The sequence below is a fragment of the Embleya sp. NPDC127516 genome (assembly GCF_044765325.1).
Lineage (GTDB): Bacteria > Actinomycetota > Actinomycetes > Streptomycetales > Streptomycetaceae > Embleya.
The window spans coordinates 94,587-116,283 of sequence record NZ_JBIWJT010000001.1; the positions used below are offsets into that span (position 1 = coordinate 94,587).

Genomic DNA, 21,697 nt, shown 5'->3' on the forward strand with positions numbered 1-21,697 from the left:
CGGGCGCGCGGGTGGTCAGCCCGGGATCATCAGCCGTTCGCGCAGCGACGCCAGGGTCCGGGCGAGAAGGCGGGACACGTGCATCTGCGAGATGCCGATCCGCTCACCGATCTGCGCCTGGGTCAGGTTGCCGTAGAACCGCATGACCAGGATGGCGCGCTCGCGCTGCGGCAGTTCGGCCAACAGCGGGCGCAGTGCCTCGCGGTACTCGACCAGATCGAGCGCGTGGTCCTCGGAGCCGAGCCGGTCGCCGACCGTCTCCTGACCGTCCGCGTCGCCGTAGGCGGTCTCGTCGAGTGAGGTCGCGGTGTACACCGTGCAGGCGTCCAGTCCTTCGAGCACCTCCTCCTCGGTGATGCACAACCGCTCGGAGAGTTCGCGCGGCGTGGGTGTGCGGCCGTGTAGCGCGGTCAGTTCGTCGGTGGCGCGCAGCAGTTCGGTGCGCAGTTCGCGCAGCCGGCGCGGCACCCGCACGGACCAGGAGGTGTCCCGGAAGAAGCGCTTGATCTCGCCGATGATGGTCGGCATCGCGTAGGCCATGAAGCTGCTGCCGCGATCCGCCTCGTAGCGGTCGATCGCCTTGATCAGGCCGATCGTGCCGACCTGGACGATGTCCTCGACCGGCTCACCGCGACGCCGGTAGCGCCCGGCGGCGTGCCGGACCATCGGCAGGTTCAGCTCGACGAGCAGTCCGCGCAGATACGAGTGGTCCACGGTGCCCGGTTCCAGCGTGGCGAGCCGGGCGAGCATCAGATCGCCCGCCGCCCGGGCCATCGGCGTGGGCAGCCGGGTGACCAGGTGCGGGTGGGCCAGCAGGTCGTCCAGATCGACGGTCGGTGGTGGCGGGGGTGCGGCGGCGCGGGGTTCCGCGGTCGTGTCGAGGGTGCTCAGGCGCACGGCCATGCAGGGTCTCCCAATCCGGATGGATGGACACCGATAACCCCGAGCGACATCGAGTCTGTGACCTGAAGCACAGGAAGATCAAGAGCCCTCCGGGGGTACGTCCTGACGTCAGGATCGCGACATGCGGCCCCACCTCGGGAAACGACGGACCGACGAAACGGAAAAAACGAGCGAAAGCAGCCCATACGGCGCAGTGAAATCGGACATGAGGCAATCAAACGTCTGCCAAACGTGTCCGAAAAGCGCCACGAACCACCACCCGAATGCTCGGGTGGTGGTTCGTGTGGTTCGGGCCGATCGGGAAAACGATCGAGTTGGTCCGGATTCGATCGGCTTCGACCCGCTCGGATCGCTCCGCCGCGGACCCCGCCGGGTCAGCCCAGTTCGAGCAGCAGGTCGCCGGCCTCGACCGAGGACACCGCACCGATCGCCAACCGGGCCACGGTGCCCGCGCTCTGCGCGGTGATCGACGCCTCCATCTTCATCGCCTCGATGGTCGCCACCGTGCCGCCGGCCTCGACCTCGTCGCCCACGGCCACCTGGAGGGTGACCACACCGCTGAACGGCGCGGCCACGTGCTTCGGGTTATCGGGGTTGGCCCGCTCGCTCTCCGGACGGGCCGGCTTGACCGAGCGGTCGCGCACCGAGAGCACCCGCGGCTGGCCGTTCATCCGGCAGTACACGGTGCGGAAGCCGCGCTCGTCGGCGTCGCCGACCGCCTCGACCGCGAGGTAGAGCGAGACCCCCGTGGACAACTTGATGGCCAATTCCTCGCCCTGGACCAGGCCGTACAGGAACGGCACGGTCGGCACCGCGGAGACGTCGCCGTACAGCCGCTCGGCCTCGTCGTAGTCCTTGGCCGGGCCGGGGAACAGCAGTCGGTTGAGCGTGTCGCGCAGTTCGTCGCCGTCCAGCGCGGCGTCCTGCTCCGGGGTCAGCTCCACGGTGCGCGTCGCGCTCGCGGTGCGGCCCGCGAGGGCGCGGGTGCGGAACGGCTCGGGCCAGCCGCCGGGCGGGGTGCCCAACTCGCCCTGGAGGAAGCCGATCACCGAGTCCGGCACGTCGAACGCGCCGGGGTCGGCCTCGAACTTGGCCGGGTCGGCGCCCACCGCGCTCAGGTGCAGCGCGAGGTCGCCGACCACCTTGCTGGACGGGGTGACCTTGACGATGTTGCCCAGGATCCGGTTCGACGCCGCGTAGGCGTCCTCGATGTCCTCGAACTTGTGGCCCAGGCCCAGCGCGATGGCCTGCTGGCGCAGGTTGGAGAGCTGGCCGCCGGGGATCTCGTGCCGGTAGACCCGGCCGGTGGGCGCGGGCAGGCCGGACTCGAACGGCGCGTACGCCTCGCGCACCGCCGCCCAGTAGGGCTCCAGCGCGCACAGCGCGTCCAGGGACAGGCCGGTGGCGCGCTCGGTGTAGTCGGTCGCGGCCACGATCGCGGACAGCGGCGGCTGGCTGGTGGTCCCGGCCAGCGCGGCCGAGGCGCCGTCGATCGCGTCGACCCCGGCCTCGACGGCGGCGAGGTAGGTGGCCAACTGGCCGCCGGCGGTGTCGTGGGTGTGCAGGTGCACCGGGAGGTCGAAGCGCTCGCGCAGCGCCCCGATCAGGGTGCGGGCGGCGGGTGCCCGGAGCAGGCCGGCCATGTCCTTGACGCACAACACGTGCACGCCGGCCTCGACCAGCTGCTCGGCGAGCCGCAGGTAGTAGTCCAGCGTGTACAACTTCTCGGCCGGGTTGGACAGGTCGCCGGTGTAGCACAGCGTGCCCTCGGCGATCGCGTGCGTGCCGAGGGTGGCCTCGATCGCCGGACGCATCGCCTCGATGTCGTTGAGCGCGTCGAAGATGCGGAACACGTCGATACCGGTGCGGGCGGCCTCCTCGACGAACCGCACGCACACCTTGTCGGGGTACGGCGTGTACCCGACGGTGTTGCGACCGCGCAGCAACATCTGGATGTTGAGGTTGGGCATGCCCTCGCGCAGCGCCGCCAGGCGGTGCCACGGGTCCTCCTTGAGGAAGCGCAGCGCGACGTCGTAGGTCGCCCCGCCCCACGCCTCGACGCTCAGCAGCTGCGGCGTCATCCGCGCGACGTAGGGCGCCGCGGCGGCCAGGTCGTAGGTGCGCACCCGGGTCGCCAGCAGCGACTGGTGCGCGTCGCGGAAGGTGGTGTCGGTGATCGCCAGCGCGCTCTGCTCGCGCAGCGCCCGGGCGAAACCGGCCGCGCCCAGCTCCAGGAGCCGGTCCCGGCTGCCCTTGGGCAGGTCGCCGGTGGGCAGCTCGGGCAGCTTGGTGCGCGGGACGGCGATGCTCGGTGTCGGGCCGTAAGGGCGGTTGACGGTGACGTCGGCCAGGTAGGCCAGCAGCCGGGTGCCGCGGTCGGCACCCGGGCGGGAGCGGACCAGTTCGGGGTGCTCGTCGATGAACGACGTGGTGATCCGGCCCTGGCGGAAGGCCGGGTCGTCGAGCACGGCCTGCAGGAACGGGATGTTGGTCGCGACGCCGCGGATGCGGAACTCGGCCACCGCGCGCCGGGCCCGGTTGACCGCGTCGCCGAAGGTCCGGCCCCGGCAGGTCAGCTTGACCAGCATCGAGTCGAAGTAGGGCAGCACCTCGGCGCCGGTGTAGGTACCGCCGTCCAGGCGCACGCCCGCGCCGCCGGGCGAGCGGTAGGCGGACACGGTGCCGGTGTCCGGGCGGAAGTCGGCCGCGGGGTCCTCGGTGGTGATCCGGCACTGCAGTGCCGCGCCCTGGATCCGGATCTCGCTCTGCACCAGCCCGAGATCGGTCAGGCTCGCGCCGGAGGCGACCCGCAACTGGGCCTGCACCAGGTCGACTCCGGTGATCTCCTCGGTGACCGTGTGCTCGACCTGGATGCGCGGGTTCATCTCGATGAACACGTACCGGCCGCGCTCGTCGAGCAGAAACTCCACGGTGCCCGCGTTGCGGTAGCCCACGGCCTCCGCGAAGCGCACCGCGTCGGCGCAGATCCGGTCCCGCAGTTCCGGGTCCAGGTTGGGCGCGGGCGCGATCTCGACGACCTTCTGGTGCCGCCGCTGCATCGAGCAGTCCCGCTCGTACAGGTGCACGACGCCGCCGTCGGCGCCGGCCAGGATCTGTACCTCGATGTGGCGGGGGCGGATCACCGCCTCCTCCAGGAAGACGGTGGGGTCGCCGAAGGCGGTCTGCGCCTCGCGCATCGCGGTCTCGATCGAGGAGCGCAGGTCCTCGCGGCGGTCCACCTTGCGCAGCCCTCGGCCACCACCGCCGGCGGCGGCCTTGACGAAGATCGGGAAGCCGATCGTGTCCGCGGCGGCCACCAGCGCGTCCACGTCGTCCTGCGGCGGCGCGGTCTGCAGCGTGGGCAGCCCGGCGCCCTTCGCGGCCTCGAGCGCGCGCACCTTGTTGCCCGCGAGCGAGAGCACCTCGGCCGAGGGGCCGACGAAGGTGATCCCGTTGGCCTCGCACGCCTCGGCGAGCAGCGGGTTCTCGGACAGGAAGCCGTAGCCGGGGTAGATCGCGTCGGCACCGCACGCGATCGCCGCGCCGACGATGGTGTCGACGTCGAGGTAGGCGCGCAGCGGATGGCCCCGCTCGCCGATCTCGTAACTCTCGTCCGCCTTCTGGCGATGCAGCGAGTGCCGGTCCTCGTACGCGTAGACGGCGACCGTGGTGATGTCGAGCTCGGTGGCGGCGCGCAGGGCGCGCACGGCGATTTCGCCTCGGTTGGCCACCAACAGCTTACGGATCACGAGCTACGTACCTCCTTGCCCGGGGTGTCCGGGTGCGGGGGAAATCGGACGGGTGCCTCGGGACGACAGAGTGCCGTGCCCTTGGTGGGGCGACGGCATCGGGGTCGAACCTGCGTGACTTTAGGACACGTGTGCAGGTGCCCCGCAGGCCCGGTCCACATGCCGGGCACATCGGACCAGACCGAATTCCCGGCCCCACCTGCGAATTCCGGGTTCGTCGGAGGTGGTGTGAGCTTGATCGCAGCCCGCATCGCGAGACGCGACGGCATTGTCGCGCCGCTCGCGAGCCGCGACGATCTGTGCGGGACCGCACCGCGGGCCGGGAAATGTCGGATCATGCCGGGAGCCGGGGAACGTCCCGGGGGGACGAGCCGGGAATGGGGAGCGCCGTGAGGGTTCGGATGGGCGTGGTGGTCGCGGTCGCGGCCGTCGTGCTGCCGGTGGCCGCGTGCAACGACGACGGCGGCACGAAGGCGGACGGCGCGAAGAGCCCGAGCCCGACCGCGGGCGGCGCCGGCGCGGGCGGCGATTTGCGGGCGGTGGACGCGTGTGGGGTACTCACCGCCGAGCAGGTCTCGCAGGCGCTGGCGATGCCGGGGCTGCGGGCCGCGCAGAATCCGCTGGGCTGCGACTACGCGGCGGCCGACGGGGCTCCGGTGATCAGCACGATCGCGACCCGCTCGAAGACCTCGGGCGGCGTGGACAAGGCACTGGACGCCTACCTGGGCACGCTGGGCGACACCCGGACCGAGAAGGTGCCGGGCCTGGGCGACGCGGCGGTGTACGTACAGCCCGACACGATCGGTGGCGTATTGGTGATCGCGGCCCGTCGCGGCGACGAGACGGCGGTGTTCTCGCTCAACGCGGGCGGCGGCGACCCGCCGCCGACCAAGGACCAGTTGGTCACGCTGGCGAAGCTCGCGGTGGCCAAGCTGTGACGCGCCCATCACCGTGAGCATAGGGCTCCGAGCCGGACCGGGGAACACCACGGTCGACACAGCGTGAACGGATCCCGACCTTCCGTGATCGCGGTGTGCCCCGATCGCGCTCTATCGCGCCGATCTCGCACGCAGTTCGGTCCGCACACCGATTTCGCACCGATGAGGGACCAATGGCCCGGCTGTTTCCCGCATCGGCGGGAACATGATGGGCAGGGGAGATTTACATACCCGGGCGCGGTGGGGACCGACAGGCGCCGACGGGTCCGTGCATCGTGTAGCGGGAGCGACGACTTGACTGATCTCCTGACCACCCCCGGACCGGGGCGCGAACGCTTCGAGCGTGACGCCGTGCCGTTCCTGGACCCGCTCTACCCGGCCGCGCTGCGGATGACCCGCAACGCCTCGGACGCCGAGGACCTGGTCCAGGAGACGTTCACGAAGGCGTACGCGTCCTTCCATCAGTTCCGCGACGGAACGAACCTGAAGGCCTGGTTGTACCGGATCCTCACCAACACCTTCATCACCTCCTACCGCCGGAAGCAGCGGCAGCCGGTGGCGTCGGGCGTGCAGGAGATCGAGGACTGGCAGCTCTACCGGGCCGGAACACACGAGTCGACCGGTCTGCGGTCGGCGGAGACCGAGGCGTTGGACCACCTGCCGGACTCGCAGGTGGTGGCCGCACTGCGGGAACTGCCCGAGGAGTTCCGGGTCGCGGTGTACCTGGCCGATGTGGAGGGCTATCCGTACAAGGACATAGCCGCGTTCATGGGCGTCCCGCTCGGCACGGTGATGTCGCGCCTGCACCGCGGTCGGCGGCGGCTGCGCGAGGCGTTGGCGGACTACGCGCGCGAGCGCGGGCTCGTCGTCGCGGCGTAGTCCGCGGTCGCCTGTGGCGGGGTGTCCCGCCGAGGTGACGCCTACAGGTACTTCTGGACCTCGGGCAGCAGGTCGCCGAACGTGTTGCCCTTGGCCGAGCGGCCGATCGCGGTCAGCACCCAGCCCTCGCCGCCGCGCGCGAGCTTGACCATGATCTGCGCGTTGTCGTGCGAGTCGGTGGTGGAGAGTTCGTAGCGCACGAGTTCGCTCTCGTCGCGCTCGTCCACCAGCCGGCAGAACGCGTTGGCGACCCGGGAGAAGTCGTCGCTGGAGAACGCGCTGACCGTGAAGACCAGCGCCGTCACCCGCAGCGGCAGCGCGGCGAGGTCCACGATGATCGACTCGTCGTCCCCCTCGCCGGCCCCGGTGGTGTTGTCCCCGGTGTGCGTGACCGCGCCGTCCTTGGAGACCAACTGCCTGGACCACACGGTGTCCACGAGATGGTGATCGGCGTCGAACAGCAGACACGACGCGTCCAGGTCGACGCCGGTGAGCGCCTGCAGCCCCGGGCGCAGCCCCTCGTGCTTGATCGGGTCCCAGCCCAGTCCCATCCGGACCCGGGCGACCGAACCGGCCTCGCCCTTGCCGATGCTGACGCGCTCTCCCTGTGCGAGAACGACCGTCATCGCAACTCCCCTCCGCGGTGGTTCCCCGATGCCGCGCCTCGTCGACGGACGCGGCGCGTTGACGCAGAGCATCCTAGGGTGTGCCTTCGATCCCCCGTCGTGGGCTCCGAGGCGGGCGGGGGTGGGTCGGCGGGGGTGTGACGGCCTTCGGCGTCGGGCGGGCGGTCAGGCCGTGCTGCCCGGGCGGGGCGTGCCCGACGAGCTCGTGCGGTCGGGGATCTCGATCACGTCGGCCGCCGGCGGCACGGTCACCTTGACCGGGATGTCGAAGTCGCCGTAGCTGATCGACCCGCTGTTGGTCGAACTCTTGGACACGATCAGCACCGGGTAGGGCTTGCCGCCCTGGGCCTCGATGTAGACCTTGCCGCTGTTGCTCCCGGGCGGACCGGTGAGCGGGATCATCCTGCGGTCGTCGATCGTCTCGATGGGCAGCTTGACGCCGTCCTCGGGGAAGTTCTTCAGGGCCGCGCCGGGGTCGGCGACGGTGGTGATGCTGCGGACGCCGCGCAGTTTCTCGCTGTTGACGTCGCCCTTGAGCCATTTGCCGGCGAGCAGCTTGGCGGCGAGTTCGCCGTCCACGGTGCCGACCAGCGAGCGGTACGCCCGCTCGTCGCCCTTGACGTACATGTCGGAGCCGACCCGGCGCACTTCCAGCCGGACGTCGTTCTGCTGGATGGTGCCCTGGAAGTCCTCGCTGCCCCGGTCCACGCGCAGGTCGAGCCGCATCGCCTTGCCGTCGGAGACGATGTCCGCCACCACGTGCACGGTCTTGAGACCGGACGCGGACTGCTTTGCCCGGCGCGCCAGTTCGCCGACGTCGAGGTCCTCGTTGCGGACGTTCTCGTCCAGGCCGGAACCCGCGGACTCGGTCACCGGATCGGTCGGCGACGTCTTCTCGATGGTCGACAGCGGACTCTCGGCGGTTCCGCACGCGGTGAGCGCGCCAAGCGATACGCACACCGCCGCAACGGCCGAGATCCTCAGTGTCCTCGCGCGATTTCGACGCACAACCACTCCTTGCTCCACCGATTGTCCTGCCCCTGGGACGGCCCGACCCCCCAGCCGGTTCCCCCGCCCCGCTCGCTCCCACGCTATGCGCCGACCCACCCGTTGTCCCGGGGGAATCCCTGGACTCGCGACGCGGGACGGCCCGCCGTGGACCGTGCCGCGCGGCGCGGGGGTGCCGGGGCGGGTCGCGGGTTCGGGCGACGGCGCCTGACCCGGGTTCGCGCGCACTAGCATCGGCGGGTCGGTTGTCGTGGCTGGAGGTCGGTTCGTGTCTGCTCTCGTCTCGCTTGACTCACCCGTGCCGGATCGGTTCGACGCGGTCACGGTGGCCGGGGAGGCGATGTCACGCGAGGCGTTGTTCGGGGCCGCGACGGCGTTGGCGGATCGCATCGCGGGCGCGCCGGCCGTCGCGCTGCGGGCGGACGCGAGTTCGGCCACCGTAGTGGCCACGCTGGCCGGCCTGATCGCGGGCGTCCCGGTGGTCCCGGTTCCGCCGGACTCGGGTCCGCTGGAGCGCGCGCACATCCTGTCCGACTCGGGCGCGGTACTGCTGCTCGCGCCCGGCCCGTGGACCGACACCGGGTTGCCGACCATGCCGGTCGACCTCACCGCGCGCTCGGCGAGCACACACCGGGAGCCGGCTCCGGACACGACCGCGCTGATCCTGTACACGAGCGGCACCACGGGTCCGCCGAAGGGCGTGCTGATCCCGCACGCGGCGATCGCGGCCGGCCTGGACGGGCTCGCCGAAGCGTGGGCGTGGACGGCGGACGACGTCCTGGTCCACGGCCTGCCGCTGTTCCACGTGCACGGTCTCGTGCTGGGCGTACTCGGCGCGCTGCGCGTCGGCTCGCGGGTGGTGCACACCGGCCGGCCCACGCCGGCGGCGTACGCACAGGCCGGCGGGAGCATGTACTTCGGCGTGCCCACGGTGTGGTCTCGGGTCACGCGGGACGAGGACTCGGCACGCGCGCTCGCCGGCGCGCGGCTGCTGGTGTCCGGGAGCGCGCCACTGCCCGTGCCGGTGTTCGAGCGGCTGACCGAACTCACCGGGCATCGGCCGATCGAGCGGTACGGCATGACCGAGACGCTGATCACGGTCAGCACTCGGGCGGACGGCGAGCGCCGGCCCGGCTTCGTGGGATTGCCGATCGCGGGCGTGCGCACCCGACTGGTCGGCGAGGACGGGTCGGCGTGTCCGTACGACGGCGAAACGGTCGGCGAGTTGCAGATCGATTCGCCGACCCTGTTCCAGGGCTACCTGAACCGCCCCGACGCCACCGCCGAGACGCTGACCCCGGACGGCTGGTTCCGCACCGGCGACGTCGCGGTGATCGACGCCGAGGGCCGGCATCGCATCGTCGGCCGGGCGAGCACCGACCTGATCAAGACCGGCGGCTACCGGGTCGGCGCGGGCGAGGTGGAGGCTTCCCTGCTGGCCCACCCGGCCGTGCACGAGGCGGCGGTGATCGGCGTCGCGCACCCCGATCTGGGCCAGGAGATCGTCGCCTTCGTGGTCTCCGGCGCCGAAGTGACGGAGCGTCAGCTCATTGACCACGTCGCGTCCGGACTGTCCGTCCACAAGCGCCCCAGGCGCGTGGTCTTCGTCACCGACCTGCCCCGCAACGCCATGGGCAAGGTCCAGAAGAAACTTCTGACGGACTGACGGGTCACCGGGTGGCGGTTTGGGTCCGGGGAGGTCGAGTGCGATGCGGGCTTCGAGGCGTTCGGGCTCGAGGCGTCAGTCGCGGCGGGCGATCAGGGTGGTTTCCGGGAGGCGGACCAACGGAATCCGGCGGTCGGTGCGGGTCTGGTAGTTGTTGTAGTACTCGCGGTCGGCGGTGAGCGCGGCCCAGGTCTTGGTGTACTCGTCGCCGTCGAGGATCTCGGCGGTGCTCCAGTACGTTGCGTGCTGGACGCGGACCAGCAGTTGCGGGTTGGCCGTGCGGTCGGACAGGTTCACGTACCAGGACGGGTGCTTGGCGGCGCCGGCGAAGGAACCGACCACGACGCGGTGGCCGTTCTCGTCCGCCCAGAACGGGAGCGCGACCTTGTGCAGCTTGCCGCTCTTGCGGCCGACCGTGTGCACGAGTACGTGGTTCATCCCGGCCAGGAGCCAGACGTCGTCGCCGTCCGACTGCTCCATCTGCGAGACGTGCTCCTTGGTGAAGAGAACGATCTCCTCGGGCGAGGGCTCGATGAACTCGTCGTTCTTCTGTTCCACCATGATCGTTTCGCTCCCGGGAAGGCACGCGCGGCAGTTCGGTTGCGCGACTCTAGTCGGGCCCCCGCCAACCATCAATGGCCGTTCGGGGATCGCGCGACGTGGGCCGCGTCACGACGCGACGGTCCCCCGTTCGGCCACCGACGCGGCCGCCCGAACGAGACTCGGCACGGCCGTCGAGCGGGATTGCCGGGGCCAGGCGATGGCCGGAACCGCAGGTGGGACGTCCGCAACCGGTCGGTAGACGACGCCCGGGCAGGGATGGCGGGCGGCGACGGAGACGGGCAGCGGCGGGATCCGGAGAGAACCTGCTGGGTCACGGGGTGGGCGAGACCTGGGCGTGGGGACTCGCCGACATGGTCGAGTCCCTGGACGCCCAGGGCTACTACGGCGCCGACGCGCCGAGCACCCCCGACGACACGCCGACCACGTGCCGCCGATGGTGCGAGGAGGTGCTGCGGCCGGCCGTGGCGTCCTGAGGTCGAGGCGGCGGCTCCGACGGCCGCCGCCGATCACCACCGACGACCGTCGACGGCGGCGGAGCCGTTCGAGCGAGATCCGGCCGGTGGACGAGGCGGCTACGGCCGGGTGAACGCCGGGCTGTTGCTGTCCGCGGGGAGGTCGGCCAAGGGCTCGGCGAGTTCCGCGTGGGTCGGGCCGACCTCGGCCGCCAGTGCGTCCAGCGCGGGCAGGTCGAAGCCGTACAGCGTCGCCGCGTTCCCGGCCAGGATCGCGCGCAACTCGGTCGGCGAGGCGTCGTGGAAGGACCGACGCAGCGCCTCCCGCGTGTACGGATAGGTGCCCTCGTCGTGCGGGTAGTCCGCGCCCCACATGTAGCGGTCGATGCCCAACTCGTGCCGCGCCAGCGCCTCCGTCGGCGACGGGAAGCTCGCGCCCACCCAGCAGTTGCGGGCGAAGTACGCGCTGGGCGGCTCCGGCAGCCGGTCGGCCTCGGTGTACTTGAGCTCACCGATCCGACCGGTGGCCATCTGCGCGTGGTAGCCGTCCAACTGCCGCAGTAGCGGCGGGATCCAGGCCGCGCCCTGCTCGGTGATGGCGAACTTGAGCCGGGGAAAGCGCGCGAACGCCCCGGAGAGCAGCATGTGGGTCAGCGGCCGACGGGAGAACAGCGTCGCCTCGGCGATCCACAGGAACGTCGCGGCCGGGTGGTCGCCGTAGTCCGGACTGCCCGACCCGCCGTGGTTGACCACCGCCAACTCCAGGTCCTGGCACACCTCCCAGAGCCGGTCCCACTCCGGCGCGTACAGCGGCAGGATGCCGCTCACGTCCGGTGGCGTAGTCGGGATCAGGATGCCCGCGAGCCCCTGTTCCTTGGCCCACACCGCCTCGGCGACCGCGTCCTCGATGTCGTTCAGGAACACCTGGGCCAGCCCGGCCCGACGCACCGCGTTCGCCCCGCCGCACCACTGGGCCAGCCACCGGTTGTGCGCCCGGATCCCGGCCAGTCGGCGGGCGTAGGAGCGCGCCGACGGCGGGCGGGCGAGCAGTTGCCCGGTCGGGAAGAACGGCGGCACCGTGTTGGGGAACACCACCTCGGCGACGATGCCGTCCGCGGCCAACTCGGCGATCCGCCGGTCGTCGTCCCAGTTGCGGGTGCGACCGTCGCCCTGGAGGTCTCGGAACGGGTTGCGGTAGCGCTCCCGCCAGTCGTCGAACTCCGCGCGCCAGGACGGGTCCAGGAACTCGCGATAGGTGTCCATCCCGGCGCCGGCGTGCCCGTCCGCCGAGATGATCGTGTGCCGATCCGACACGGCCCTCACCCCTTTCCGTCCAGCTTGAACACCCGCATCGCGTTCTCCCGCAGGAACTTCGCCCGCACCTCGGGCTTGAACGGCACGTCCGGCAGTTCCCGGAAGATCCGCTCCAGGGACAGGCCCATCGGGTAGTAGCCCGCGTACATCACCTTGTCCGCGCCGCGCGTGTTGGCGTAGTCGACGATCGCCTTGGGGTAGTACTTCGGCGCGAACGCCGACGTCATGTAGTACAGCCCCGGCCACTTGAGCATCAGCTTGACCGCGAGGTCCTCCCACGGCTCCGCGCCGTGGCGCATCACGATGCGCAACTCCGGGAAGTCGTAACAGACCTGGTCGAAGTGCATGACGTCCTGACACCCGGACGGCACCCGCGGGCCGGCGATGCCCGCGTTGGAGACGATCGGCAGGTCCAGGTCGATGCAGGTCTGGTAGATCGGGTAGTAGCGCCGATCGCTCACCGGCACCTGCGGGTTGCAGCCGGCCGGGAACGTGGTCACCGCGACGATGTGGTGCTCCTCGTACGCCCGGCGGATCCGGCGGACCGTGGTGGTGATGTCGTTGGGGTCCACCTCCAGCGTGGGCCGGAACCGGTCGGGGTGCTCGGCGATCGCCCGCAGCGCGGTCTCGCTCATCCCGACCAGACCGATCTCGACGCCACAGGCGTCCATCTGCCCGAGCGTCACCGCGATCGCATCGACGCCCTCGTCCAGGTGGTTCGGCACCCCCTTGAACATGTACTCGGCGGGGAACTCCATCTCGCCGCTCTCCGCGTCGCGCAGTTGCGGCTTCAGGAAGTCGTAGTGGCTCTTGGCCTGTGCGCTGGGGAAACCGATCATCAAGTCGATCGCCCCCGCCCCGGCCGTGGACCCGACTGCGGACATGGCAAAACCCCCTGCGCCATCAAGTTGATTGACTCCATCAACTTAACAGCAGCAGGGGGTATGGGCCATAGCCATGGAGGGCGTCAGCGGTTGGTCATCGCCTGCTTGATCAGGGTCCGTCCGAAGTCCCACATCAAACCGGTGCCCTTGTGCGCGTCGTCCATCACGTCCACGAACCCGGCCACGAAGTGCTCCACGTCCTCGGGTCCCACGACGTACGGCGGCAGCAGCTTGATCACGTCCATGTGGTCGCCCGCGACCTGGGTCAGCACCCGGTGCCGCTGGAAGAGCGGCACCACCACCATCTGCGCGAACAACCCGTGCCGAGCCGCCTGCAACGCCGTCCACCCGGCGCGCAGCTTGAGCGAGCGCGGCTTGCCGAACTCCAGGCCGATCATCAGGCCCCGCCCGCGCACCTCGGCGAACAGCTCGTACTTGTCGATCAGCGGGGCCAGACCGGCCACGAACGCGTCGCCCATCCGCGCGCTGTTGCCGATCAGGTCCTCGTCGTCGAGCACCGCCAGCGTGGCCAGGCCCGCCGCCATCGCCTGGTTGTTGCCGCCGAACGTGCAGTCGTGCACGAGCACGCGGTCCATCGTCGAGTAGACCTTCTTGAACACCCAGTCCCGGGTCAGCGTCGCGCCGATCGGCACGTATCCGCCCGACAGCGCCTTGGCGACCGTGACGATGTCCGGCTCGACGCCGTCCTCCCACTGGTACGCGAAGAATTTGCCGGTGCGGCCCATCCCGGTCTGCACCTCGTCGGCGATCAACAACGCGCCGTGTTCGCGCAGCAACCGCTGCGCGGCGGCCAGCCAGCCCGGCGGCGGAGCCAGCACGCCCTTGCCCAGGATCGGCTCGATGATCAGCGCCGCGACGTCACCGCGCTTCAACTCCCGCGCCAGCGCGTCCAGATCGCCCAGCGCGATGCCCACGTCCGGCAGCAGCGGCTCGAAGCCCTTGCGGAACTCCGCCGCGCCGTTGACCGAGAGCGCGCCCGTGGTCAACCCGTGAAAGGCGTGGTCGATGTAGACGATCCGCCGCCGCCCGGTGGCGAAGCGGGCGAACTTCAGCGCCGCCTCGACCGCCTCCGTCCCGCTGTTGCAGAAGTACACCCGGTCCATCCCCGGCGCCCGGGCCAACAGCCGGTCGGCCAGCGCGGCGGCCAGCGGCGGGGTGTGGAAGTGCACGATGTCCGGCAGATCGAGCGCGATCACGTCCTGCATCGCCTTGCGCACCACGGGGTGGTGCCGGCCCACACCGTAGGTGCCGAACCCGGACAGGAAGTCCAGGTACCGGTCGCCCTTGTCGTCGTACAGGTACGGCCCCTCGGCCCGAACGTAATCGCGGTCCATGCCGATCGTCCGCAGCACGCGCGGGAGTTGCGGGTTGAGGTGCTTCGCGTGCAGCTCGAAGCCGCGGTCCGCGTACGCCTCGTACGTCTCACCCAGGTCGAACGTCATCGCCCGCCGTACCTCCTGACTTGGTTCGCTCGTCGTTGGCCCAGTCAAGCAGGGCCGGGGTCGCGTGGCGCAACGTGCGGAATGCCTTGAACCCGTCCACCAGCAGGCGGGGCCGCAGCAGTTCCCGCTCCGGGGTGTCGGTGATCACCCTGACCACCCCGGCCGGCCGATCACCCGCCGCCGCGAGCAGGTACGCCGACTCCATGTCGGCCGCCAGCGCGCCGCGCTCGCGCAACGCCTGCCGGGCCCGGCCCTTGACCAATCGGTCCACGGTCTCGATCGGACCGTGATGCAACCTCAGCTTGGGCGAGACCCGCCGCATCCACTCCAACAACACCTCGGAGCTCGGCAGTTCGATCACCGTGCCGTCCGAGCCGCGCACCTCGGAGGCGATCACCACGTCGCCCACCGCGACCCTCTCCCCCACGCCCGCGCCGAATCCCGCGACCGCGAGCGAGCCGTACTCCGCTGCCGGGAGCTCGGACAGGGCCCGCGCCCGGGCGCGAGCCTTGTCCGGTCCCATCCCCGCGCGCTCCACGCGCACGTTGAAGGCGCCCATCAGCCCCGCCTCGACCGCGCGCATCTCGATGCGCAGCGGGGTGACCACCATCAGGGGCATGTTCAGTCCATCGTCCCGGCGTACCGACCGAGCGCCATCACGGGGAAGACGAGCCGGTACATGTGGTACTTGATGTAGAAGTCGCCGGGGAAGCCGGTGCCGGTGAACTGCGGCTCGTCCCACCCGCCCAGCTCGTTCTGATGCTCGGTCAGCCAGTCGATGCCGCGCTGCGCGACCTCGCCGAACTCGCCCGCCGCGTGCAGCGCGAGCAGCGCCCACGCGGTCTGCGACGCGGTGGATTCGCCGCGCCCGGACCAGGTCTTCGGCTGATCGTAGCTGCGCAGGTTCTCGCCCCAGCCGCCGTCCGGGTTCTGCCGTGCCTCCAGCCAGCGCACCGCGCGCCGGATCGCCGCGTGCCGGGGGTCGACGCCGGCGGTCACCAGCGCCGGCAGCACCGCGCCGGTGCCGTAGATGTAGTTCGCGCCCCAGCGGCCGAACCAGGAGCCGTCCGCCTCCTGATGGTCCATCAACCACTTGACGCCGTCGGCGACATAGGAGCTGTAGCGGGCACCGCCGTCGGCGAGCATCTCCACGATGTGCGCGGTGACGTCGGCCGAGGGCGGGTCGGTGACCGCGCCGAAATCACAGAACGGCAGCTTCAGCGGCAGGATGCTGACGTTGTCCGCGTCGAACGCGCCCCAACCGCCGTCCTTGCTGCGCATCCCGGCCGTCCACCGCTCGGCCCGGTCCAGGACCGCGTCCTTGCGCGCGCCGTCCGGGTGGTCGGTGTAGCGCAGGGCCATCACGACCTCGGCCGTGTCGTCGGTGTCCGGGTAGTAGTCGTTGGCGAACTCGAAGGCCCAGCCGCCCGGTTCCAGGTCCGGTCGGCGCACCGCCCAGTCGCCGACCTCGCGGATCTCCTCGTCCATCAGCCACCCGGCCGCCTTGACCACCCTGGGGTCGGCGGCCGGAACTCCCGCGTCCCGCAGCGCGACCAGGGTCAACCCGGTGTCCCACACCGGCGACTGGCACGCCTCGAACCGGCGGCGCAGCTCGCCGTCCTCGTCGGTGTCCACGATGGTGAACCCGTCCAGGCCCTTGATGCCCTGCGCCATCACCGGGTGGTTGAGCGGGTAGCCCATCAGGCGCAGCGCGATCAGCGAGTAGACCCACGGCGGCTGGATGCCGCCCCATCCGCCGTCCGCCTCCTGGCGCTGCACGATCCACTGCTCGGCCTTGCGCATCGCGGCCTGCCGGATCGGCTTGATCGGCCGCTTCTGGTACTGGTGCAGGCCCGCGTCCAGCGCGCGGAACGCCCGCGACCACGGGTCGTCGGCCGCGGGTCGGCCCCGGACCGCGCCGGTGGGGCGCAGTTCGGCGAGCTCGAACGGCGCGGGCCGGACCGGGCGCAGCGAGCTGACGATGGTCAGCGGCACGATGGTCTGCCGGGCCCAGCAGGCGAAGTCGTAGACGTTGAGCGGGAACCACTTGGGCAGGTAGATGATCTCCGGCGGCAACACCGGCAGGTCGTCCCACGACCACCAGCCGAAGAAGGCCAGCCAGAACCGGGTGAACACGCGGGTGTTGGCGATGCCGCCGCCGTTGCGGATGAAGGCCGCCGCGGCGGCCATGTGCTTGGCGTCCGGGTCGTCACCGGCCAGCTTGAGCGCGACGTACGCCTCGACGGTCACCGACAGGTCGGCGGGACCGCCGAAGAAGGTCGCCCAGGTGCCGTCCGAGCGCTGGTTGGCGCGGATCCATCGCGCACTGGCCAGGGTCTGCTCCTCGGTGCGGATGCCGAGGAACTCGCGAAAGAGCAGATCCTCCGCGTCCATCGTGACGTTGGTCTCCAACTCCCCCTTCCACCAGCCCGCATCGTCCTGAAGCTCCATCAGATGGGCGACGGCCCTGTCGAGTGCGCCCCTGACCCCGTCGTCGTCGTCGACGTCGCCGATTCCCGGCTGGACGGTCACTGTCATCTCTTCACAACTCCCGAGTGGTGGTGAAGGCCGCGAGTGAGGTCAGGTCCGTGTAGGTACCTTGCGGGACGTCCAGGGAGTCCAGGCAGGCCATGGCCTGCTCCAGGCGCCGTGCCGCCTCGGTCTCGGTGCGGGCACGTCCGCCCGCCTCCTCGACCAGGCGTGCGGCCAGGGCGAGTCCCTCCTCGTTGCGCGGTCCTTCGTCCGTGTAGATGCGCGCCAGCTCGCGTCCGGCGGTCGTGTCGCTCGAGAGGGCGGCGACGACCGGCACGGACTTCTTGCGTCGGCGCAGGTCGTTCCAGGCGGGTTTGCCGGTGACCTCGGGTCGTCCCCAGATCCCCAGCAGGTCGTCCACCGCCTGGAAGGCGACGCCTAGGTGGTGCCCGAAGCCGTACAGCGCCTGCACGGTGCGTTCGTCGGCGCCCGCGAGGGCCGCCCCGATCGCCGACGCGCAGGCCAGCAGGGCCCCGGTCTTGTTGCCCGCCATGGTCAGGCACTCCTCGACGCTGACGTCGAGTCGGGCCTCGAAGGACAGGTCCTGGGACTGTCCGTCGATCAACCGGGCGGTGGCCTCGGTGAGCAGTCGGGCGGCACGATCGCCGTCCGCGTCGTCGGCGTCCATCAGGACCTGTTCGGCCAGCACGAGCAGACCGTCACCGGCCAGGACGGCGAGTCCCGGACCGAAGACCTTCCACGCGGTGGGCCGGTGCCGACGTTCCTCGTCGCCGTCCATGAGGTCGTCGTGGATCAGCGAGAAGTTGTGCACGAGTTCGACCGCGACGGCGCCGGGCACGCCCACGCCGGTCGGCGCGCCGACCGCCTCGGCGGAGAGCAGCGCGAGCGCGGGGCGCAGCGCCTTGCCGCCGTTGCCGGGCAGTTCGCGACCGGCCTCGTCGGCCCACCCCATGTGATACGCGGCCACACGGGCCAGGGGCGGTTCGAGTCGGGCCGTCGCGACCCGCAGCGCGGGGCGGCTCGCCTCGCGCGCGCGATCGAGCACGGCGGGGGCGATCGATGCGTCGGCGAGCGTCATAGCGGCGTCGTCCTCTCCGGAATGGCACGGGTGCGGCCGAGATGCGGGAGGGCCTCGCGGGCGGCGGAAAGGCCGCTGCGAACGGCGCCCTCCATCGTCGCGGGCCATCCGGTGGCGGTCCACGCCCCGGCCAGGGCGAGACCGGGGACCGCGGTCCGGGGGCCGGGACGAAGCCGGCCCGAACCGGGAGCGGGACGGAAGGTCGCGGCCCGCTCCTTGGTCACCACGAACCGCTCGACCCGGGCGTTTCGGGCCGAGGGCAGCACGCGGGCCAACTCCGGGACGAACCTATCCCGGAGCTGTGCGCTCGTCAGGTCGATTTCCCGACCCGCCGCGGACAGCGACACGGCCACGTAGCGGCCGGCCGCCAGTCCGTGGCCGGCGCTGCGGTCGAACATCCACTGGACCGGGCTCCCGATGCCCGCGGCGAGCGGGACGTCCAGGACCGGGCGGTCGTAGAGCACGTGCAGGTTGACGATCGGCGAGGTGCCCAGGCCGGCGAGCAGGGTCGGGTCGGCGGGCATGTCGCCGAGCAGCAGGGCGCCCGCGGGCAGCAGTCGGGCCGCGTCGTAGTGCGGTACGGCCAGCACCACCGCGTCCGCCTCGATCCGCTCGCCGTCGGCGTGTATGGCGAACCCGCCGGCGCCGGCGTCGAGCGCGTCCACCCGGGTGCGCAGGTGCACCCGCACGCCCGCGCGCTCCAGCGCGCGGGTCGCCGCGTCGCCGTGCAGTTCCTGGAGCGGGACCAGGCTCCAGCCGATGTCGGCGCCGTCGTTGCGGTCGAGCACGCCGGTGCGGAAGACCTTGACGGCCATGCCGAGGGATGCCTCGGTGGCGGGCAGGTTGAGCGTGGCGATGCCGATCAGGTCCCACATCGCCTCGCGCTCGCGGGCGGTGACGCCGAAGCGGTCCAGCCACGCGGCGAAGGTGAGTTCGTCCAGGGCCGGGTCGGCCGGGTCCAGGCGGCGCAGGGCGAGTGCGGCCAGGCCGACTCGGGCCCGGCCGGCCATGGTGAGCAGGGGGTAGCGGGCCAGCGCCGAGGACAGGTGCAGCGGGGCGGGCAGCGCGGAGCGGCGCAGCCGGGTGCGGGTGCCCCAGGGCGTGCGGACCGGGACGTCCATCCGGGGCTGGAGGTAGACCTTGTCGGCGCTGCCGATCCTCTCCAGGAAGGAGATGTACTCGGTGCAGCAGCGCAGGAACACGTGTTGCCCGTTGTCGAGCCACATGTCGTCGCGGCGCAGCGAGAACGTCGCGCCGCCCAACCGGGGCCGGCCCTCCAGGAGGGTGACCCGGACGCCGGCGTCGGCGGCGGCCAGCGCGGCGGTGATGCCCGCCAGGCCGCCCCCGATCACCACCATGCGTGCGCTCATGCCTTGCTCCGTACCCACGTGATCAATCCCTGTACCGGCCCCTGCGACCGGCTTCCCGTTCCGGCCCGGGGCCGGTCATCGATCGATGTTCACCGCCTGCGCGCGAGCAGCGAACGCGCGCCGACCGGCAGGCCGGCCAGTGCGCGTGCGGCGATCTCGGCCTTCTCCCAGCCCGGGAGTGAGAGCCGGCCTATCAGCACCTGGCCCGGTTCCTCCATGATCCTGGTCAGCAGCCGGCGGTAGATGCCCGCCATCGCCCCGGTGCTGGCGGCGCTGCGCCGGTCGAGCAGCGGGAGCAGGGTCAGACCCCGCTCGAAGAGCTGCTCGGCGCGATTGCCCTCGAACCGGACCAGGTCCTCGAAGGCCGCGCTCTGGGTGAACCGGCCGCCCTTGTGCCACGCGTCCTCGAGGCCGAACTTGGCCAGGTCCTCGCGGGGCAGGTAGACCCGGCCGTTGTCCTTGTCCTCCTTGATGTCGCGGAGGATGTTGGTGATCTGGAGCGCGATGCCGAGGGTGTCCGCGAGATCGGGCGCGTGCAGCGAATCGCGCGAGCCGAAGATGCCCAGCGAGAGCCGGCCCACGGTGCCCGCGACGCAGCGGCAGTAGACCCGCAGCTCGTCGAAGGTCTCGTACTCGGTCTCGCGCACGTCCATCTCGACGCCGTCGATCAGTTCGTCGAGCGCGGGCAGCGGGATCGGGAATCGGGTCGCGGCGTCGGCGAGCGCGACCGCGACCGGGTCGCGATCCGCGCTCAGGTCCTTGAGTTGTTTGCGCATCCGGGCCAGCTCCGCGACCTTGCGGTCGGCCGGCAGGTCGCCGTCGCCGATGTCGTCGATCTCTCGCGCGAAGGCGTACACGGCGCTGAGCGCGAGGCGCTTGGGCTCGGGCAGCAGCCGGATGCCGTAGTAGAAGTTGCGTGCCTGATTGCGGGTCAGGCGCTCGCAATACGCATACGAAGCGTCGACGTCCATGGTTCCCCTTTTACCTCTTTCGTACCAGTACGCCGGACAGCTCGCGCAGCAGGGTGGCCTTGCCGGGCTTGGCCCGGTGGGCCAGGACGTCGAAGCCGACGTCCTTGATCGCGGCCACGGCCGCTCGTCCACCGGCCACGAACCCGGCGATCGCGAGGCGCTCGCGCCCTCGCAGTGTCCCCGCGAGCGGTGCGCCCAGGCGCAGCAGCTGCGTCGCGCGGTGTGTCTCGTAGGCGACCAGTCGCCGAACCGAGGGTGCGGCGGCGGGCGCCGCGAGGTCGGCCTCGGTGACGCCGAACCGATCCAGGTCCTCCTTGGGCAGGTAGATCCGGTCGCGTTCGAGGTCCTCGGCGACGTCCTGGAGGTGCTCGACGATCTGGAGCGCGGTGCAGATCTCGTCGGAGCGCGCGACGCGTTCCTCGCTCGCGCGACCGAACACGTGCAGCACGATCCGGCCGACCGGGTTCGCGGACAGCGCGCAGTAGGCGATCAGATCCTCGTACGTCGCGTAGCGGCGCACCACCTGATCCTGCCGGTTGGCCTCGATCAGACCCAGGAACGGTTCGATCGGCAGGTCGAGTTCGCGCACGCTCGGTTGCAGGCGGCGCAGCACCTCGAGCTTCGGGGTACCGGTGTAGACGCGGCGCAGGTCGCCCTCGAACGCGTCGAGCTGGGCGACCCGGTCGCCCGCGGCCTCGTCGCCGATGTCGTCCACCAGGCGGGCGAAGCCGTAGACGGCCAGCAGGTGGCGCCGGTGGTCGGGGCGCAGGATCCCCATCGCCACGGGAAAGTTCTCGTGGCCGGCCTGGCGCATCACCACGTCCGGGTCGACGACCGCGGCGTCGATGCCCGCCGAGTCCTCGTCGCTCGCGCCGGGCGCGCGCTCAAGACCGCGGGAATCACTCCCCATATCTCTCCCTGGACCCCCGAAAACATCCCCAACATTACAGTTGGCCAGGAATTCGTGCCGTCCCGGTCGGTCTGACGGTTCAGCTTGCCCGATCGAAGTCGGATCGATCAAGCACCGAGAACACGCGTGTCATAGCTCACCCGGACTTTTCCTTCGCGAAACACTTTTGTTATCACCGCGCACCTCTCGGGGACCGCCGACGATCCCCGTACCACTCAGGACGTCCGGCGTCCCCCGGTGGTTTCCGGGCACCTGAGGAGGTTTCGTCGCGCGATCCCCTCCTTGCGGAGTAGTGCGGAGTTCCGCCTTCCGCATGAGGAGTACGGCGATTATCCGTGCGCAATGGACCAAGTGGGGTCGATAAAGCGAGTGGCCGGCGAAATGTTGATCAACTTTCCGGATTTGCGGAATACCCGGAGGATAGCGGCG

General features: G+C 71.0%; 18 protein-coding genes. 4 read left to right on the plus strand and 14 right to left on the minus strand.

The window, feature by feature from the left end; all coding sequences use genetic code 11:
- Positions 1–15: 15 nt before the first annotated feature.
- Both ACIRL2_RS00420 and ACIRL2_RS00425 read right to left on the minus strand, forming a co-directional pair.
- On the minus strand, positions 16–903 hold the full coding sequence (locus ACIRL2_RS00420; RefSeq protein WP_395859658.1) for an RNA polymerase sigma factor SigF: 888 nt from the start codon (positions 901–903) through the stop codon (positions 16–18).
- A 374-nt stretch (positions 904–1,277) separates the two neighbouring features.
- The gene (locus ACIRL2_RS00425) at positions 1,278–4,652 is read right to left on the minus strand and encodes a pyruvate carboxylase (RefSeq protein WP_395859659.1); all 3,375 of its coding nucleotides are present in this window, start codon (positions 4,650–4,652) and stop codon (positions 1,278–1,280) included.
- 389 nt (positions 4,653–5,041) lie between these two features.
- Between ACIRL2_RS00425 and ACIRL2_RS00430 the strand changes: the two genes are divergently transcribed.
- Together ACIRL2_RS00430 and ACIRL2_RS00435 are read left to right on the plus strand one after the other, a co-directional pair.
- Complete coding sequence (locus tag ACIRL2_RS00430; protein ID WP_395859660.1) at positions 5,042–5,590, plus strand: DUF3558 family protein; 549 nt, start codon at positions 5,042–5,044, stop codon at positions 5,588–5,590.
- A gap of 294 nt (positions 5,591–5,884) precedes the next feature.
- Positions 5,885–6,469, plus strand: coding sequence for a sigma-70 family RNA polymerase sigma factor (locus ACIRL2_RS00435; protein ID WP_402229087.1), 585 nt, complete (start codon positions 5,885–5,887; stop codon positions 6,467–6,469).
- Between the two features lie 41 nt (positions 6,470–6,510).
- Here ACIRL2_RS00435 and ACIRL2_RS00440 read toward each other — a convergent pair whose 3' ends face one another.
- Together ACIRL2_RS00440 and ACIRL2_RS00445 are read right to left on the minus strand one after the other, a co-directional pair.
- Positions 6,511–7,095 (minus strand): TerD family protein, encoded by a 585-nt coding sequence (locus ACIRL2_RS00440; protein ID WP_402229090.1) that lies wholly within the window; start codon positions 7,093–7,095, stop codon positions 6,511–6,513.
- Between the two features lie 165 nt (positions 7,096–7,260).
- Positions 7,261–8,055 carry a hypothetical protein gene (locus tag ACIRL2_RS00445; RefSeq protein WP_402229092.1) on the minus strand — a complete coding sequence of 265 codons (795 nt, stop codon included), beginning with the start codon at positions 8,053–8,055 and terminating at the stop codon, positions 7,261–7,263.
- Between the two features lie 316 nt (positions 8,056–8,371).
- Here ACIRL2_RS00445 and ACIRL2_RS00450 point away from each other — a divergent pair, with 316 nt between their 5' ends.
- A complete protein-coding gene (locus ACIRL2_RS00450) occupies positions 8,372–9,769 on the plus strand; it encodes an acyl-CoA synthetase (protein WP_395859664.1) in 1,398 nt (465 codons plus the stop codon).
- A gap of 75 nt (positions 9,770–9,844) precedes the next feature.
- On the opposite strand, the gene ACIRL2_RS00455 is transcribed toward ACIRL2_RS00450, so the two are convergent.
- Positions 9,845–10,330 (minus strand): nitroreductase/quinone reductase family protein, encoded by a 486-nt coding sequence (locus tag ACIRL2_RS00455; protein ID WP_395859665.1) that lies wholly within the window; start codon positions 10,328–10,330, stop codon positions 9,845–9,847.
- A 320-nt stretch (positions 10,331–10,650) separates the two neighbouring features.
- Between ACIRL2_RS00455 and ACIRL2_RS00460 the strand changes: the two genes are divergently transcribed.
- Positions 10,651–10,806 carry a hypothetical protein gene (locus ACIRL2_RS00460; protein WP_402229095.1) on the plus strand — a complete coding sequence of 52 codons (156 nt, stop codon included), beginning with the start codon at positions 10,651–10,653 and terminating at the stop codon, positions 10,804–10,806.
- 99 nt (positions 10,807–10,905) lie between these two features.
- Here the strand turns inward: ACIRL2_RS00460 and ACIRL2_RS00465 are convergent, their stop codons facing one another.
- From ACIRL2_RS00465 to hpnC, 9 genes are all read right to left on the minus strand, one after another.
- Positions 10,906–12,099: an amidohydrolase family protein gene (locus ACIRL2_RS00465; protein ID WP_395859667.1), complete on the minus strand. Its 1,194-nt coding sequence runs from the start codon at positions 12,097–12,099 to the stop codon at positions 10,906–10,908.
- A gap of 5 nt (positions 12,100–12,104) precedes the next feature.
- Entirely contained in the window at positions 12,105–12,983 is an 879-nt protein-coding gene (locus tag ACIRL2_RS00470; RefSeq protein WP_402229098.1) for an amidohydrolase family protein, read from the minus strand.
- A gap of 83 nt (positions 12,984–13,066) precedes the next feature.
- Positions 13,067–14,446: an aspartate aminotransferase family protein gene (locus ACIRL2_RS00475; protein ID WP_395859669.1), complete on the minus strand. Its 1,380-nt coding sequence runs from the start codon at positions 14,444–14,446 to the stop codon at positions 13,067–13,069.
- Positions 14,427–15,065 (minus strand): 1-hydroxy-2-methyl-2-butenyl 4-diphosphate reductase, encoded by a 639-nt coding sequence (locus ACIRL2_RS00480; protein ID WP_395859670.1) that lies wholly within the window; start codon positions 15,063–15,065, stop codon positions 14,427–14,429. The genes ACIRL2_RS00475 and ACIRL2_RS00480 overlap by 20 nt, the downstream gene beginning before the upstream one ends.
- A 2-nt stretch (positions 15,066–15,067) precedes the next feature.
- Entirely contained in the window at positions 15,068–16,984 is a 1,917-nt protein-coding gene (gene shc / locus ACIRL2_RS00485; protein ID WP_395859671.1) for a squalene--hopene cyclase, read from the minus strand.
- 4 nt (positions 16,985–16,988) lie between these two features.
- Positions 16,989–18,017, minus strand: coding sequence for a polyprenyl synthetase family protein (locus ACIRL2_RS00490; protein WP_395859672.1), 1,029 nt, complete (start codon positions 18,015–18,017; stop codon positions 16,989–16,991).
- Positions 18,014–19,387 (minus strand): hydroxysqualene dehydroxylase HpnE, encoded by a 1,374-nt coding sequence (gene hpnE, locus ACIRL2_RS00495; protein ID WP_395859673.1) that lies wholly within the window; start codon positions 19,385–19,387, stop codon positions 18,014–18,016. The genes ACIRL2_RS00490 and hpnE overlap by 4 nt, the downstream gene beginning before the upstream one ends.
- A gap of 89 nt (positions 19,388–19,476) precedes the next feature.
- Positions 19,477–20,358 carry a presqualene diphosphate synthase HpnD gene (hpnD, locus tag ACIRL2_RS00500; protein WP_395859674.1) on the minus strand — a complete coding sequence of 294 codons (882 nt, stop codon included), beginning with the start codon at positions 20,356–20,358 and terminating at the stop codon, positions 19,477–19,479.
- 10 nt (positions 20,359–20,368) lie between these two features.
- The gene (hpnC, locus tag ACIRL2_RS00505) at positions 20,369–21,268 is read right to left on the minus strand and encodes a squalene synthase HpnC (protein WP_395859675.1); all 900 of its coding nucleotides are present in this window, start codon (positions 21,266–21,268) and stop codon (positions 20,369–20,371) included.
- Positions 21,269–21,697 lie beyond the last annotated feature (429 nt).